Below are 14,701 nucleotides of genomic sequence, written 5' to 3' on the forward strand. Positions count from 1 at the left end.
CGGGATCGCGGTTCCGCGCGTTCAAAAGACCCACCGACGGCGGGCCAAGATGCCTCTCAGGCGCGTTCATCAGTTGGAACGATTCAGCCTGAGGCGACAAAAAAACCGGCACGGCTGGCCGGCCGATATCCAGAGTCAACAGCATGATGAGTGAAAGTAAAGGCTCACTAATCATTAATGCTGGATCGGATATCAAATTGAACGGTTAATCTGGTGTTGGAGCGACTATCAACTCCGCAGGCGGCTCGCGCAGCCTGGGAAAAACATCTGTTATTTAGTGCTAAGCGCCGCGAGGTTTATGCGTTTTCTCTCTATACGGCCGGGATAAGGCGGCGTTGAAGCCCGTCGTCAACCCGCAGCCAGAGTAGCCGCCGCGCCGCCGGCAGAGAAGCGGGTATTCATAAGAAACGCTTTTGCATATAATGCAAAAATGAATGACGCCCGCTATGTAGAACATCTGCCAATTTTTCTCGACGTGGCCCGCCTGGGCAGCTTTTCCGCCGCCGCGCGCCGGCTGGGCATGGTGCCCTCCTCGCTGGTGCGCCACATCGACGCCTTGGAAAGCGCGCTCGGCGCCGCACTGTTCGTGCGCTCCACCCGTGGCCTGCTGCTGACCGACGCCGGCGAGCTGCTGCTGACGCGCGCCACCGCGCTGATGACGGACATTACCGGCCTTCGCGCCGAGCTGAGCGCGCTGAACGAAACGCCGCAGGGCACGCTGCGCATCAGCTGCCTGCCAACGTTCGGCAAAACCTATGTGCTGCCGCTGCTGCCGACGCTGGCGGAACGCTACCCGCAGCTGTGGGTCGACCTCGATCTGACCGAACGCCTGACCGATCCGACGCAGGAACGGCTCGACGCCGCCATCCGCATCGGCGAGCAGAAGGACAGCGCGCTGTACGCCAGCCGCATCGCCACCCAACGCTGGGTAATGTGCGCCAGCCCCGCCTACGTCGCCCGCTATGGCCTGCCGGCCGATCTGGAAGCGCTGCCACAGCATCGGCTGATCGCCCGCTACCACAAGCAGCAGCCGGCCTGCTGGGCGCAAATCCTCGACGCGGCGCTGATGAGCCGCTGCACCATGGCGCTGCGCTGCGACGACTTCACCGCGCAGCGTCAGGCCGCGCTGCTCGGGCTCGGCATCGCCTTTCTGCCCAACTGGGTAGTGGGGCCGGACGTGCAGCACGGGCAGCTAGTGCAGATGCTGGAAGATCCGCGCCATGAGCAGCAAGGCATCTATCTGCTGCGCCCGATGGCGAAGGTGTCCGCCCGGCTGGCGGCCTTCACCGCCCTGCTGCAGCAAACCATCGGTCAGCCGCCCAGCTGGGGGTAAAGCGGCGTCACTCGTCCATGCAGGGCCGGGTTGTCGCTCTCGTCCTTCAGCTCGATGCCGCTCAGCCGCCGCTGGAACGCCTGCTCCAGCAGCCAGGCCAGGCGGAACGCCGCCTGCGGGTAATCCAGCCCCTCGGGCCGTACGTTGGAAATACAGTTGCGCTCGGCGTCCGTTCTGCGCGCGCTCGGTCCCCAGGTCAAATAGATGCCCAGACTGTCCGGCGACGACAGCCCCGGCCGTTCGCCGATCAGCATCGCCACCGCCCGAGCCTGCAGGCATTCACCGATCTCATCCCCCAGCGCCACCCGCGCCTGATGCGCCAGCACCACCGGTGCCACGGTCAGCCCCAGCGTATCGAGATAGGGCCGCAGCGCTTGCAGCAACGGCAGCGCCTGGCGGTGCACCGCCTTGGAGGAGAGGCCGTCCGCCACCGCCAGCAGCAGATCGACGCGGCGCGGCGGTAAACCAAGCAGCAGGCTGCGGCTATCCGGCGCCAATCGCCGCCCCAGATCCGGACGGCGCAGGTAGGCGGCGCGGTCGCCAGCCTGGCTGTGCACCGCCAGCGTGGGCCAACCGGCATCGTGCAGATCCGCCGCCAGCCGCTCGCTGTCGAAAGGCTGATGCACCGCGTCGCGCGCCTGGGCATGGGCCAGGCCGAAGCGCAGCAGCTCGTCGGTCGGCAGACTGGCGCCGGTGCGCCCCAGCGCGATGCGCGCGTCGGTAAAGGCGCGCAGCGCATCCCAACTGTTGACGTGAACCGGTTTGCTCATGTCCGTTCTCCCTGCAGCGCCAGCAACAGCGGGTGATTGGCGGCGGCGTCGCGCAGCCGCCCGCGTTCGTCGGTGATGTTCATCGCCGCCAGCCAGGCGGCGAACTCCGGCGCGTGCTTCAGCCCCAGCAGCTCTCGGATATAGAGCGCGTCGTGGAACGAGGTGCTTTGGTAGTTGAGCATGATGTCATCCGCGCCCGGTACGCCGATCAGGAACGTCAACCCGGCGGCGGCCAATAGCGTCAGCAGCGTGTCCATGTCGTCCTGATCGGCTTCGGCATGGTTGGTGTAGCAGACGTCGCAACCCAGCGGCAGGCCGAGCAGCTTGCCGCAGAAGTGGTCCTCCAGCCCGGCGCGGATAATTTGTTTGCCGTCATACAGGTATTCGGGGCCGATAAACCCCACCACGGTGTTGATCAGCAGCGGTGAGAAATGGCGCGCCACCGCATAGGCACGCGCCTCGCAGGTCTGCTGATCGACGCCGTGATGCGCGTTAGCCGACAGGCAACTGCCCTGCCCGGTTTCGAAGTACATCACGTTATCGCCCAACGTGCCGCGCTTGAGGCTCAGCGCCGCCTGCTGCGCCTCCGCCAGCAGCGCCAGACTGATGCCGAAACCGCGATTGGCCGCTTCGGTACCGGCGATCGACTGAAACACCAGATCCACCGGCGCGCCGCGCTCCATCAGCCGCAGCGTGTTGGTCACATGGGTCAGCACGCAGGATTGGGTGGGAATGGCGAAGCGCTGGATCACGTCGTCCAGCATGTAGTTGAGCTTTTCCAGCAGCGGCAGGCTGTCGCTGGCCGGATTGATGCCAACCACCGCATCACCGCTGCCGTACAGCAGGCCGTCCAGCATGCTGGCGGCGATGCCCTGCAGGCTGTCGGTCGGGTGATTGGGCTGCAACCGCACGCTGAGGTGGCCCGGCAGGCCAATCGTATTGCGAAAGCGCGTCACCACCCGGCACTTTTTCGCCACCAGGATCAGATCCTGATTGCGCATGATCTTGCTCACTGCCGCCGCCATCTCCGGCGTAATGCCGGTGGCCACCTGCGCCAGCATGGCGCTGTCCGCCTGCTCGCTCAGCAACCAGTCGCGAAAATCGCCGACCGTGAGGTGCGAGATGGGCTCAAAGGCGGCGGCATCGTGGCTATCGATAATCAGGCGCGTCACCTCGTCCTGCTCGTACGGCACCAGCGTCTGCTGCAGGAATGCCTTGAGCGGCACATCCGCCAGCGCGATGCGCGCCGCCATGCGCTCTTCGGCGCTTTCCGCCGCCACCTCCGCCAGATAATCGCCGGAGCGTGCAGGCGAAGCCTTCGCCATCAGCTGGCGCAGATCGCCAAAGCGATAGCCGCGTTGACCCACCGTTGCCTGATACATAGCCCCCTCCCTTGCCCCGAGTGACGAGATAACAACCCTGCACCAAGTGTAGTCAGTGGGAAAAGAAAATTATTTTGCATGCGATCGCCGCCATCACGCTTCTCTCCATTTCACCCGCCGCCGCTTCGGGTTACAGTAGCCGCGAAAACAGGAGGGGTGATGGATCCGCAACGGCAAATTATCGACTGGCTGCAACAAGATAGCGCGCGCATGGCCGCCCTGCGCACCGTGCGCCGGCTCGGCCTGAATGACTGGTGCCTCGGCGCCGGCTTTGTGCGCAACCTGGTGTGGGATCGGCGCCACGGCTATGTGGAGCCCACGCCGCTCAACGATATCGACGTGATCCACTTCGATGCGCAGCGGGCGGACGCCGAACGCGATCGCATGCTGGAGGCGCGGCTGCAACAGTGGCTGCCGCAGCCGTGGTCGGTCAAGAATCAGGCGCGCATGCACCTGCGCGGCGGCCGGGCGCCCTACCGCAACAGCGAAGAGGCCATCAGCTTCTGGACTGAAGTGGAAACGGCGGTCGGCGCGCGTCTGAACGCCGACGACAGCATCACGCTGGTCGCCCCTTTCGGGCTCGCGGCGCTGTTCGACGACACCATTACCTTCAACGTGAAAAACGGCGATCGCGCGGCCTATGCCCAGCGCGTGCTCGACAAAGGCTGGCTGTTGCGCTGGCCGCGTCTGCGGCAGGTAAAGATTTAGCCGCCGCTGCCGATACCCTGATCAGCGATATACCGACTCAGGGAGAGCATCCATGTCGACCACCATCACCATGTTCGTACCGATCAAAAATACCGTTCCCGGCGTCAGCAACGTCTTTAGCGCGCCGGGCCATCAGGGCGAATTGCTGATGGCCAAACCGGTCAACAACCAGCCGCAAGGCGGCAAGATGGAGAAAAACGAACGCGCCAACGGCAATGAAGAACCGGCTAACCTCAACGAAAGCCGCGCCTCGGTGCGCATCAAGGCGCTAAACCGGCAGATTCAGGCGCTGCAGCAAAAGCTGGTGGAGCTGAAGGACTCCAGCGCCGACCCCAAAGAGATCGAAAAACAGAAACAGCTGATCGAAGCGCAGATCAAGATGTTGCAGGCCGAGATCGCGCGCATCCAGAAAGAAGAAATGGAAAAGCAGCAGCAGGAGCAGATGGCAAAAGCCGCAGCGCAAGCCGGCGACGGCGTAAACCGCCCAACGCCGCTCAACGCAGTGGACGTCTATATCTGACTCAATATTCCGCGCTTTCCTGCCGGCGCTGTTGCAGCAGCGTCGCCTGCTGACGCGCCACCTGCCAGATGGCCTCCGCCGCCGGCGTCAGCGAGCGGTTCTTGCGCCGCACCAGCATCAGCGCGCGGTTAATTTCCGGCACCAGCCGCCGTACCCGAAGCCGTCCCCCTTCCGGCAACGGCAGCGCCAACGCCGGGAAAATGCTGATGCCAATCCCCTCCGCCACCATCGGGAACAGCGTCGCCGGATGGCCGATTTCCTGCACCACCTGCGCCTCCACGCCCTGCTGCCTCAGCGCACTGTCGATCAGCGGCCGGCTGCCCGACGCATAATCCTGCAACACCAGGCGGCAGCCGTTTAGCGCCGACCAACGCACCTCTTGCTGCTCAGCAAACGGGTGATCGTCGCGGCACAGCAACAGGAAAGGCTCATGCAGCACCGCTTCGCACTCCAGATCCACCGCCTGCACCGGATCGACCACGATGCCGAAATCCACCTCGGCGTTACGCACGCTGTGCAGCACCTGCTGCTGCGCCTGATCGCGCAGCATGATGCGGATCTCCGGGTATTCACGCTCGCCGGCGGCGATGCACTGCGGCATCAGATGGGCGGAAATGGTCTGGCTCGTCGCCACCCGCACCGTGCCGCTGCGCTGTACGCCAAAGCTGCGCGCATCCAGCAACGCGGCCTGCAGCTCGTCCAGCAGCCGTTCGACCCGGTTGGCTAGCCGCAGGCCGGCGTCGGTCAACGCCACCTCACGCGTGGTGCGATCCAGCAGGCGCACGCCGACCTCCGCCTCCAGCTCTTTCACGCTGTGGCTGACCGCCGATTGCGTCAGGCCGATCGCCTCCCCGGCGCGGCTGAAGCTGCCGTGGCGGGCGATGGCGACGAACACCCGCAGCTGTTTGAGTGAGTAATTCATGTGTTTTATTCATGGATGAATTAAATAAATCAATTTTATTATTATATGCCCGCGCGGGAGAATAGCCCCATCGATTTTCTACCCGAGCGCATCGCCATGAGATTCCTGCCCGATCGTTTTACCCTGACGCTGATCGCCACCGTGCTGCTGGCGTCGTTCCTGCCGGCGCGCGGCGAGTTCGTCGGCTGGCTCAACGCCCTGACCATCGCCGCCATCGCCCTGCTGTTTTTCATGCACGGCGCCAAGCTGTCGCGCGAGGCCATCCTGGCCGGCAGCAATAACTGGCGGCTGCATCTGTGGGTGATGTTCAGCACCTTCATCATTTTTCCGGCGCTGGGGATGCTGTTCGCCTGGTGGGCGCCGATCGACGTCAGCCCCGAACTGTACGCCGGTTTCATCTACCTGTGCATTCTGCCCGCCACCGTGCAGTCGGCCATCGCCTTCACCTCGCTGGCGGGCGGCAACGTCGCGGCGGCAGTGTGCAGCGCTTCCGCCTCCAGCCTGCTCGGGATCTTCGTATCGCCGCTGCTGGTCGGCCTGTTGATGAACGTGCACGGCGATACCGGCGGCCTGCGGCAGGTCGGTTCGATCGTGCTGCAGCTGCTGGTGCCGTTTGTCGCCGGCCACCTGCTGCGACCGCTGATCGGCGGCTGGATCGAGCGCCATCGGCCGCTTATCGGTAAAACCGACCAGACCTCGATTCTGCTGGTGGTGTACGCCGCCTTCAGCGAGGCGGTGACGCACGGTATCTGGCATCAGGTGGGGATCGGTTCGCTGGCGTTTATCGTCGGCGGCAGCATCGTGCTGCTGGCGATCGTGCTGGTGGTGAACACTTACATGGCGCGTTGGCTGGGGTTCAGCAAAGCGGACGAGATCACCATCGTATTCTGCGGTTCGAAGAAGAGCCTGGCGAACGGCATTCCGATGGCCAATATCCTGTTCCCGGCGGCGACGGTGGGGATCATGGTGCTGCCGCTGATGGTGTTTCATCAGGTGCAGCTGATGACCTGCGCAGTGCTGGCCAAAAGATACCAGCGCAAGCAGCGAGCGCAACAGGCGGTGCCCAACGCCAACGCACAGGCGTCGCGCGGGTAAAAAAAAGACGGGCCAAGGCCCGTCAGTTCAGCTTTTCTTCAGCGGCTTGACCAGGTGGTCAAGCCCTTCGATTTTAATCGCCAGCGTCATCTCCATCAGCATGCCGAGCTTGCCTTTGGGGAATTCGCCCTTGCGGGCGAACCACAGCAGGTACTCTTCGGGCAGATCGATCAGCACCCGCCCTTGGTACTTGCCGAACGGCATCACGGTATTGGCGATCTCCAGCAGGTTTTCTTTTTCCATCACTCACCCAGCAAGCGGATCATCTCCGCTTCGTCGATCACGGCGATACCCAGCTCCTGCGCCTTCGCCAGCTTGGAACCGGCCGCCTCACCGGCGATCACCAGATCGGTTTTCTTCGACACGCTGCCGCTGACCTTGGCGCCCAGCGCCGTCAGGCGATCTTTGGCCTCGTCGCGCGACAGCTGGCTCAGCGAGCCGGTCAGCACCACGGTTTTGCCGGCGAACGGGCTGTCTATCTCTTCCGCCGCCACCACCACCGGCGCCGGCCAGTGGATGCCGATCTCGGCGCCCACCAGCTCGTTGATCACCTGCTGATTGAGCGCTTCATCGAGGAAATTGCGGGTGTGTTTGGCCACCACTTCGCCGACGTCCGGCACCTCTTTCAGCGCCTCGATGTCAGCGGCGAACAACTTCTCGAGCGATCCGAAATGCGCCGCCAGGTTGGCGGCGGTCGCTTCGCCGACCTCGCGAATGCCGAGCGCATACAGGAAGCGGGCGAAGGTGGTCTGTTTGGATTTCTCCAGCGCATTGACCAGGTTCTGCGCCGATTTCGGCCCCATGCGATCCAGACCGGTCAGAATGCCGGCGGACAGCCGGAACAGATCGGCCGGGTTCTTCACGTACTCCTTGTCCACCAGTTGCTCGATGATCTTGTCGCCCATGCCTTCAACGTCCAGCGCGCGGCGGGAAACGAAATGCTTCAACGCCTCTTTGCGCTGCGCGCCGCAGATAAGACCGCCGGTGCAGCGCGCCACGGCTTCGCCTTCCACGCGCTCAACGTCGGAGCCGCACACCGGGCAGTGCAGCGGGAACACCACTTCGCGCGCATCCTGCGGCCGGTGGTCTTCCAGCACCCCCACCACCTGCGGGATCACGTCGCCGGCACGGCGCACGATCACCGTATCGCCGATGCGCAGCCCCAACCGCTCAATTTCATCGGCATTGTGCAAGGTGGCATTGCTGACGGTCACCCCGGCCACCAACACCGGCTCAAGGCGGGCCACCGGCGTAATCGCGCCGGTGCGGCCAACCTGAAACTCCACTTCGCGCACCACGGTGATCTGCTCCTGGGCCGGGAATTTGAACGCCGTCGCCCAACGCGGTGCTCGCGCCACAAAGCCCAGCGTTTCCTGCAGATCGATGTCGTCAATCTTGATCACCACGCCGTCGATGTCGAAACCGAGCTGTGCGCGGTCCTGCTCGACCTGACGATAAAACGCCAGAACTTCCTCGCTGCCGGTGCGGCGCTGGGCGCGATCGCTAACCGGCAGGCCCCAGGCCTTGAACTGCATCAGGCGCTCAAAGTGGCTGCGCGGCAGCTCGCCGCCTTCCAGCAGGCCGACGCCGTAGCAGAAGAAGGTCAGCGGGCGTTTAGCGGTAATGCGCGGATCGAGCTGGCGCAGCGAACCGGCGGCGGCGTTGCGCGGATTGGCAAACACCTTGCCGTCTTTGCGCCGCGCCTCTTCGTTCATCTGTTCAAAACCGGCCTGCGGCATGAACACTTCGCCGCGCACTTCCAGCCGGCGCGGGATGTTGTCGCCGGTCAGGCGCAGCGGGATGGCGCGAATGGTACGCACGTTGGTGGTGATGTTCTCCCCGGTGGTGCCATCGCCGCGCGTCGCCGCGCGCACCAGTTCGCCGTCTTCATACAGCAGGCTGACCGCCAGGCCATCCAGCTTCAGTTCACAGCAGAAGGTCAGCGGATCGCTGCTTTTGAGCCTGTCCTGCACGCGCTTGTAAAACGCTAGGAAGCTTTCTTCGTCGAACACGTTGTCCAGCGACAGCATCGGCACTTCGTGACGCACCTGGTCGAACGCCGCAAGCGGCGCCGCGCCCACGCGCTGGGTCGGCGAATCGGCGGTGATCAGCTCCGGATGCGCGCTCTCGAGCTCGCGCAGCTCGCGCATCAGGCGGTCATATTCCGCATCCGGCACTTCGGGCGCATCCAGCACATGATACTGGTATTCATGATGGCGCAATGTGGCTCGTAGTTGATTGATTTGTTGGATTATCGATTCCATGGCTCACCATCAAAGATAAAAAACCCCCGGCTAGCGGGGGCTTTGTTGTTACGGATGTTCAGTGCGCGCGGCAACCCGGTCAGGCGTTGTTTTCCAACACTTCACGGATACGCGCTTTGTAGGTTTCCAGCTTCTGCGGCGTCATCATGCGGCGCTCGTCGTCCAGCACCACGCCGCCCACGTCGTCGGCGATGCGCTGCGCCGACTGCAGCATCAGCTTGAAGTTCTGATTGGCGTCGCCGTAAGACGGCACCATCATGAACATCGACACGCCCGGCGTGGAGAAATCGGACATCATGTCAGGATCGAACGACCCCGGCTTGACCATGTTCGCCAGGCTGAACAGTACCGGGCCGCTGCCGGCCGGGCTGATATGGCGGTGGAAGATGCCCATCTCGCCAAACTGGAAGCCCGCCTGCAACACGCTCTGCAGCAGCACTTCGCCGCCGATCACACCGCCCTGATGGGCCGCGACGTGCAGCACCAGCACGGTCTCTTTCAGCTTAGCCTGAATTGGCGCAGCCGCAGGCTGCGGTGCAGGTTCCGGCGCAGGCTTCACTTCCGGCGCTTGCTGCACAGGAACCGGTTCGGCGTGGAATGCCGGTTCTGCCCCCTGCGGCGCCTCATGTTCATGCGGCAGATCGTCGACGCGCGGCTCACGGCGCACGGCCGGTTGCGGTTGCTGCGGTTCGGCCTGTTCTTCGTCCGGCGCGTAGTTGTTCAGCAGGATATCATCATATTCCGGCCGCTGAGACAGCGGAGGCGGCGTCTGATGGGCAGCCGGCTGAACGGCGTGGGGCGCTGGCGCAGCCGCCGGAGCGGGCTTCGGCGCGGCCACGGGTTCTTCGCGTGCGGCATCGAAATGGCCGAATGACGGCTCGTCTTGCGGGTGAGCGGCGCGTACGCGCACCTCACCGACGCCTTCTTCGAGATCGTCGATCGGAGTTTGTTCACGTTCCTTTTGGGAACGTTTGGCTGGGCGATCGCGGAAGAGCGCTGACCGTTCTTTGCGACTGGTCCACAGACCGTGCAATAACAGCGCTATTATGGCGATCGCGCCAACAACGATTAATATCAGACGCAAATCCTGCATCATTGCTATCTCTGTTGTTCCAATACATTGCCACCGCGGCAAACATTCACTCTTTAACTCTATTTGCCCGCGCACACAAGTGCAAGTCCGTGCTGAACTTTATGCCAATAAAGATGATTATACTGCCTTTTTCTGCTGGTTTTTCAGCCAACCCTACCCTAGCCAGTGGAAAATCATCCCTATATGATAATGATGCCTGTTCAGACAACGAGATAACTTAAGATATGTCCTATACGCAGCTCCCTTCCCGCTCGACCAGCGGCATTCACTATTTCGCCGAAGGCTGGCGCCTGATTTCGCGCCCGGGGATTAAACGCTATGTGGTCCTGCCGTTGCTGGTCAACGTGCTGCTGATGGGCTCCGCTTTCTGGTGGCTGTTCAGCCGGCTTGGCGATTGGATCCCGGCGATGATGAGCCACGTTCCCGACTGGCTGCAATGGTTGAGCTACCTGTTGTGGCCGCTGGCGGTCATTTCGGTGCTGCTGGTGTTCAGCTATCTATTCAGCACTATCACCAATCTGATCGCCGCGCCGTTCTGCGGCCTGCTGGCCGAGCAGCTCGAAGGCAGCCTGACCGGCAAACCGCTGCCGGACACCGGCCTGCTCGGCATCGCCAAAGATCTGCCGCGCATCATGGCGCGCGAATGGCGCAAGCTAATGTATTACCTGCCGCGCGCGCTGCTGCTGCTGGCGCTGTACTTCGTGCCCGGCATCGGCCAGACGGTGGCGCCGGTGCTGTGGTTCCTGTTCAGCGCCTGGATGCTGGCGATCCAGTATTGCGACTACCCGTTCGACAACCACAAGGTGAGCTTTGCCGACATGCGCCGCGCTTTGCGCCAGCACAAAACCGACAATCTGCAGTTCGGCGCGCTGGTCAGCCTCTTTACCATGATCCCGATCCTCAACCTGGTGATCCTGCCGGTCGCCGTCTGCGGCGCCACCGCGATGTGGGTCGATCGTTATCGCACGCAATTCGTCCGATAATCGCCGTTTTTTACCGCCGACAGCGCGGGAATTTTCGACAGGGCGCGCATTTCGCGCCCTTATCATTGTGCTTAAAACTTATTTCCTAATAACATATAGATATACCAATTCTTTACTTCCCTGCCGGTACTGTTAGCGTATGCTTTCGATGTTCCCCACATTTTCATAGAGTTAAAGGACGGGCTATGAGCAAGATATATGAAGACAACTCATTAACAATCGGCCATACGCCGCTGGTTCGTCTGAACCGTATCGGCAACGGACGCATTCTGGCCAAGGTTGAATCACGTAACCCGAGCTTCAGCGTCAAATGCCGCATCGGTGCCAATATGATTTGGGATGCGGAACAACGCGGCGTGCTGACCGCCGGCAAGGAACTGGTGGAGCCGACCAGCGGCAACACCGGCATCGCGCTGGCCTTCGTCGCCGCTGCGCGCGGTTACAAGCTGACGCTGACCATGCCGGAAACCATGAGCATCGAGCGCCGCAAGCTGCTCAAGGCGCTGGGCGCCAATCTGGTGCTGACCGAAGGGGCGAAAGGCATGAAAGGCGCCATCGCCAAAGCCGAAGAGATCGTCGCCACCGATCCGAACCGTTACCTGATCCTGCAGCAGTTCAGCAACCCGGCCAACCCGGCCATCCATGAAAAAACCACCGGCCCAGAAATCTGGGAAGACACCGATGGGGAAGTCGACGTGTTCATCTCCGGCGTCGGCACCGGCGGCACATTGACCGGCGTCAGCCGCTACATCAAGAACACCAAAGGCAAGGCCATCACCACCGTGGCGGTCGAGCCGACCGACTCGCCGGTCATCAGCCAGGCGCTGGCCGGTGAAGAGCTGAAACCGGGCCCGCACAAGATCCAGGGCATCGGCGCCGGCTTCATTCCGGGCAACCTCGATCTTGACCTGGTGGATCGCGTCGAGAAAGTCTCCAACGACGAAGCCATCAGCATGGCGCGTCGTCTGATGGACGAAGAAGGCATCCTGGCGGGCATCTCCTCCGGCGCAGCGGTCGCGGCGGCGGTGAAACTGGCCGAAGAACCGGCGTTCGCCGACAAGACTATCGTGGTCATCCTGCCCTCTTCCGGCGAACGTTATCTCAGCACCGCGCTGTTCGCCGATCTGTTCACCGAGCAGGAATTGCAGCAGTAATTCCGCAACTGCACAAATCGCTAAAAAAGCACCCTGCGGGGTGCTTTTTTGTGGACTGGATCAAACTTTATAGCAGTCCAAGATTGCTTTTGCCCGTCGCCTTTAGTATTTAACGTTGCATTATTTCGATGCGCAAAATTAATCACTCTCCGAGCACGGTCAAGGCTGAATCGATTTACTCATCTGTCGCCGACGCGGCGAATCGGGCATAATGGGGAGCGGATTGGAACGACGTCTAAAGCCGAGTTTTTTGATCTGAAGTGCCTAACGCGTCGTTTTCTGTTGCATCAACGTTCGCCCCTGTCCATAGTCAGGCGCTATAACCAGACAAGTTAAAGTCAGGCCCCTGGGCTAAACTTTAACTCCACAACATTAATCCAATAAGTTGGGGAAACATCAATGTTCCAGCAAGAAGTTACTATTACCGCTCCGAATGGTCTGCATACTCGCCCTGCCGCTCAGTTCGTTAAAGAAGCCAAAGGCTTCACGTCTGACATCACCGTGACCTCCAACGGCAAAAGCGCCAGCGCTAAAAGCCTGTTCAAACTGCAAACTCTGGGGCTGACTCAAGGGACCGTAGTGACCATCTCAGCTGAAGGTGAAGACGAGCAGAAAGCCGTTGAGCACTTGGTAAAACTGATGGCAGAGCTTGAGTAATCGGCCCGTCTTTTTAGTTAACACCAGTCAAGAGTAAGGTAGGGTTATGATTTCAGGCATTTTAGTATCACCGGGCATCGCTTTTGGTAAGGCTCTCTTGCTGAAAGAAGACGACATCGTCATCAACCGGAAAAAAATCTCTGCTGATCAAGTAGAGCAGGAAGTCTCGCGTTTTCTGGCCGGCCGCGCAAAAGCGTCCGAACAGCTGGAAGCGATCAAGACCAAAGCTGGCGAAACCTTCGGCGAAGAGAAGGAAGCTATCTTCGAAGGCCACATCATGTTGCTGGAAGACGAAGAGCTTGAGCAGGAAATCATAGCCCTAATCAAAGACGATCTGGCCTCCGCAGACGCCGCCGCCTACACCGTGATCGAAGGTCAGGCAAAAGCGTTGGAAGAGCTGGACGACGAATACCTGAAAGAACGCGCCGCCGACGTGCGCGACATCGGCAAACGCCTGCTGCAAAACATTCTGGGCATGCCGATCGTCGATCTGGGCTCCATTCAGGACGAAGTGATCCTGGTGGCCACCGATCTGACCCCGTCCGAGACCGCGCAGCTGAACCTGGACAAAGTGCTGGGCTTCATTACCGATCTCGGCGGCCGCACCTCCCACACCTCTATCATGGCGCGCTCCCTGGAGCTGCCGGCGATCGTCGGTACCAGCGACGTGACCAAGCAGGTGAAAAACGACGACTACCTGATTCTGGATGCGGTTAACAACAAAATTTACGTTAACCCGACCGCTGACGTTATCGATCAGCTGAAAGCCGCCCAGAACCAATACATCACCGAGAAAAACGATCTGGCCAAGCTGAAGGACCTGCCGGCGATTACGCTGGACGGCCATCAGGTTGAAGTCTGCGCCAACATCGGCACCGTGCGCGACGTCGCGGGTGCAGAGCGCAACGGCGCGGAAGGCGTCGGCCTGTATCGTACCGAATTCCTGTTCATGGACCGTGACTCGCTGCCGACCGAAGACGAGCAGTTCCAGGCTTATAAAGCCGTGGCGGAAGCCATGGGCTCGCAGGCCGTGATCGTCCGCACCATGGACATCGGCGGCGACAAAGACCTGCCGTACATGAACCTGCCGAAGGAAGAGAACCCGTTCCTCGGCTGGCGCGCCATCCGCATCGCGATGGACCGCCGTGAAATCCTTCACGCCCAGCTGCGCGCCATCCTGCGCGCCTCGGCGTTCGGCAAACTGCGCATCATGTTCCCGATGATCATCTCCGTGGAAGAAGTGCGCGATCTGAAAGGCGAAATCGAGACGCTGAAGGCGCAGCTGCGCGAAGAAGGCAAGGCGTTTGACGAGAGCATCGAGGTGGGCGTGATGGTGGAAACACCGGCTGCGGCGGTCATCGCTCACCACCTGGCGAAAGAAGTCGACTTCTTTAGTATTGGGACAAACGATCTAACCCAGTATACTCTGGCGGTAGATCGCGGCAACGAGCTGATTTCTCATCTCTATAACCCGATGTCCCCATCAGTACTTAGCCTGATCAAACAGGTTATTGATGCATCTCACGCAGAAGGCAAGTGGACCGGCATGTGCGGCGAACTGGCTGGCGATGAGCGTGCTACACTGTTGTTATTGGGCATGGGGCTGGATGAGTTCAGCATGAGTGCGATTTCAATCCCGCGCATCAAGAAAATTATTCGTAACACGAATTTCGAAGATGTGAAGGCGTTGGCAGCGCAGGCCTTGGCACAGCCAACGGCACAAGACCTGATGAATTGCGTCAATAAATTCATCGAAGAAAAAACGCTCTGCTAAACTTCCACGACACTGGAACGCCGCCCAATTTAATGCTTAGGAGAAG

The 14,701-nt window shown here is 61.2% G+C and carries 14 protein-coding genes; 8 read left to right on the top strand and 6 right to left on the bottom strand.

Annotated features, from left to right (window positions below):
• The first annotated feature begins 430 nt into the window (after positions 1 to 430).
• Positions 431 to 1,333, top strand: coding sequence for a LysR family transcriptional regulator (locus ACMGGW_RS16295; RefSeq protein ID WP_060433800.1), 903 nt, complete (start codon positions 431 to 433; stop codon positions 1,331 to 1,333).
• Here the strand turns inward: ACMGGW_RS16295 and eutC are convergent.
• Positions 1,312 to 2,103 (bottom strand): ethanolamine ammonia-lyase subunit EutC, encoded by a 792-nt coding sequence (gene eutC, locus ACMGGW_RS16300; RefSeq protein WP_043140316.1) that lies wholly within the window; start codon positions 2,101 to 2,103, stop codon positions 1,312 to 1,314. The two genes, ACMGGW_RS16295 and eutC, sit on opposite strands and share 22 nt — an antisense overlap.
• Complete coding sequence (locus ACMGGW_RS16305; RefSeq protein ID WP_197781061.1) at positions 2,100 to 3,485, bottom strand: ethanolamine ammonia-lyase subunit EutB; 1,386 nt, start codon at positions 3,483 to 3,485, stop codon at positions 2,100 to 2,102. Before ACMGGW_RS16305 ends, eutC begins: the two co-directional genes overlap by 4 nt.
• A gap of 159 nt (positions 3,486 to 3,644) precedes the next feature.
• On the opposite strand from ACMGGW_RS16305, the gene ACMGGW_RS16310 reads away from it, so the two are divergent.
• On the top strand, positions 3,645 to 4,193 hold the full coding sequence (locus ACMGGW_RS16310; protein WP_049205395.1) for a nucleotidyltransferase family protein: 549 nt from the start codon (positions 3,645 to 3,647) through the stop codon (positions 4,191 to 4,193).
• Positions 4,194 to 4,245: 52 nt separating this feature from the next.
• Positions 4,246 to 4,713, top strand: coding sequence for a FlxA-like family protein (locus ACMGGW_RS16315; RefSeq protein ID WP_197759445.1), 468 nt, complete (start codon positions 4,246 to 4,248; stop codon positions 4,711 to 4,713).
• 1 nt (position 4,714) lies between these two features.
• On the opposite strand, the gene ACMGGW_RS16320 is transcribed toward ACMGGW_RS16315, so the two are convergent.
• Positions 4,715 to 5,635, bottom strand: coding sequence for a LysR family transcriptional regulator (locus tag ACMGGW_RS16320; RefSeq protein WP_049205394.1), 921 nt, complete (start codon positions 5,633 to 5,635; stop codon positions 4,715 to 4,717).
• A 96-nt stretch (positions 5,636 to 5,731) separates the two neighbouring features.
• Here ACMGGW_RS16320 and ACMGGW_RS16325 point away from each other — a divergent pair, with 96 nt between their 5' ends.
• The gene (locus tag ACMGGW_RS16325) at positions 5,732 to 6,730 is read left to right on the top strand and encodes a bile acid:sodium symporter family protein (protein WP_025303778.1); all 999 of its coding nucleotides are present in this window, start codon (positions 5,732 to 5,734) and stop codon (positions 6,728 to 6,730) included.
• A 27-nt stretch (positions 6,731 to 6,757) separates the two neighbouring features.
• Here the strand turns inward: ACMGGW_RS16325 and ACMGGW_RS16330 are convergent, their stop codons facing one another.
• The 3 genes from ACMGGW_RS16330 to zipA all read right to left on the bottom strand — a co-directional run bounded on the left by ACMGGW_RS16330 (position 6,758) and on the right by zipA (position 10,090).
• A complete protein-coding gene (locus tag ACMGGW_RS16330; RefSeq protein ID WP_004936441.1) occupies positions 6,758 to 6,973 on the bottom strand; it encodes a DUF3820 family protein in 216 nt (71 codons plus the stop codon).
• Positions 6,973 to 8,994, bottom strand: coding sequence for an NAD-dependent DNA ligase LigA (gene ligA / locus ACMGGW_RS16335; protein WP_197832403.1), 2,022 nt, complete (start codon positions 8,992 to 8,994; stop codon positions 6,973 to 6,975). The genes ACMGGW_RS16330 and ligA overlap by 1 nt, the downstream gene beginning before the upstream one ends.
• Positions 8,995 to 9,073: 79 nt before the next feature.
• Positions 9,074 to 10,090: a cell division protein ZipA gene (gene zipA / locus ACMGGW_RS16340; RefSeq protein ID WP_127146822.1), complete on the bottom strand. Its 1,017-nt coding sequence runs from the start codon at positions 10,088 to 10,090 to the stop codon at positions 9,074 to 9,076.
• A 221-nt stretch (positions 10,091 to 10,311) separates the two neighbouring features.
• Between zipA and cysZ the strand changes: the two genes are divergently transcribed.
• The 4 genes from cysZ (at position 10,312) to ptsI (ending at position 14,655) form a co-directional block, all read left to right on the top strand.
• Positions 10,312 to 11,070 carry a sulfate transporter CysZ gene (cysZ, locus tag ACMGGW_RS16345; protein WP_025303781.1) on the top strand — a complete coding sequence of 253 codons (759 nt, stop codon included), beginning with the start codon at positions 10,312 to 10,314 and terminating at the stop codon, positions 11,068 to 11,070.
• Between the two features lie 185 nt (positions 11,071 to 11,255).
• The gene (gene cysK, locus ACMGGW_RS16350; protein ID WP_004936453.1) at positions 11,256 to 12,224 is read left to right on the top strand and encodes a cysteine synthase A; all 969 of its coding nucleotides are present in this window, start codon (positions 11,256 to 11,258) and stop codon (positions 12,222 to 12,224) included.
• A gap of 399 nt (positions 12,225 to 12,623) precedes the next feature.
• Positions 12,624 to 12,881: a phosphocarrier protein Hpr gene (ptsH, locus tag ACMGGW_RS16355; protein WP_004936458.1), complete on the top strand. Its 258-nt coding sequence runs from the start codon at positions 12,624 to 12,626 to the stop codon at positions 12,879 to 12,881.
• 46 nt (positions 12,882 to 12,927) lie between these two features.
• A complete protein-coding gene (gene ptsI, locus ACMGGW_RS16360) occupies positions 12,928 to 14,655 on the top strand; it encodes a phosphoenolpyruvate-protein phosphotransferase PtsI (RefSeq protein ID WP_025303782.1) in 1,728 nt (575 codons plus the stop codon).
• Positions 14,656 to 14,701: the final 46 nt, after the last annotated feature.

The organism is Serratia sp. BNK-4 (assembly GCF_048685115.1).
Taxonomy (GTDB): Bacteria; Pseudomonadota; Gammaproteobacteria; order Enterobacterales; family Enterobacteriaceae; genus Serratia; species Serratia bockelmannii.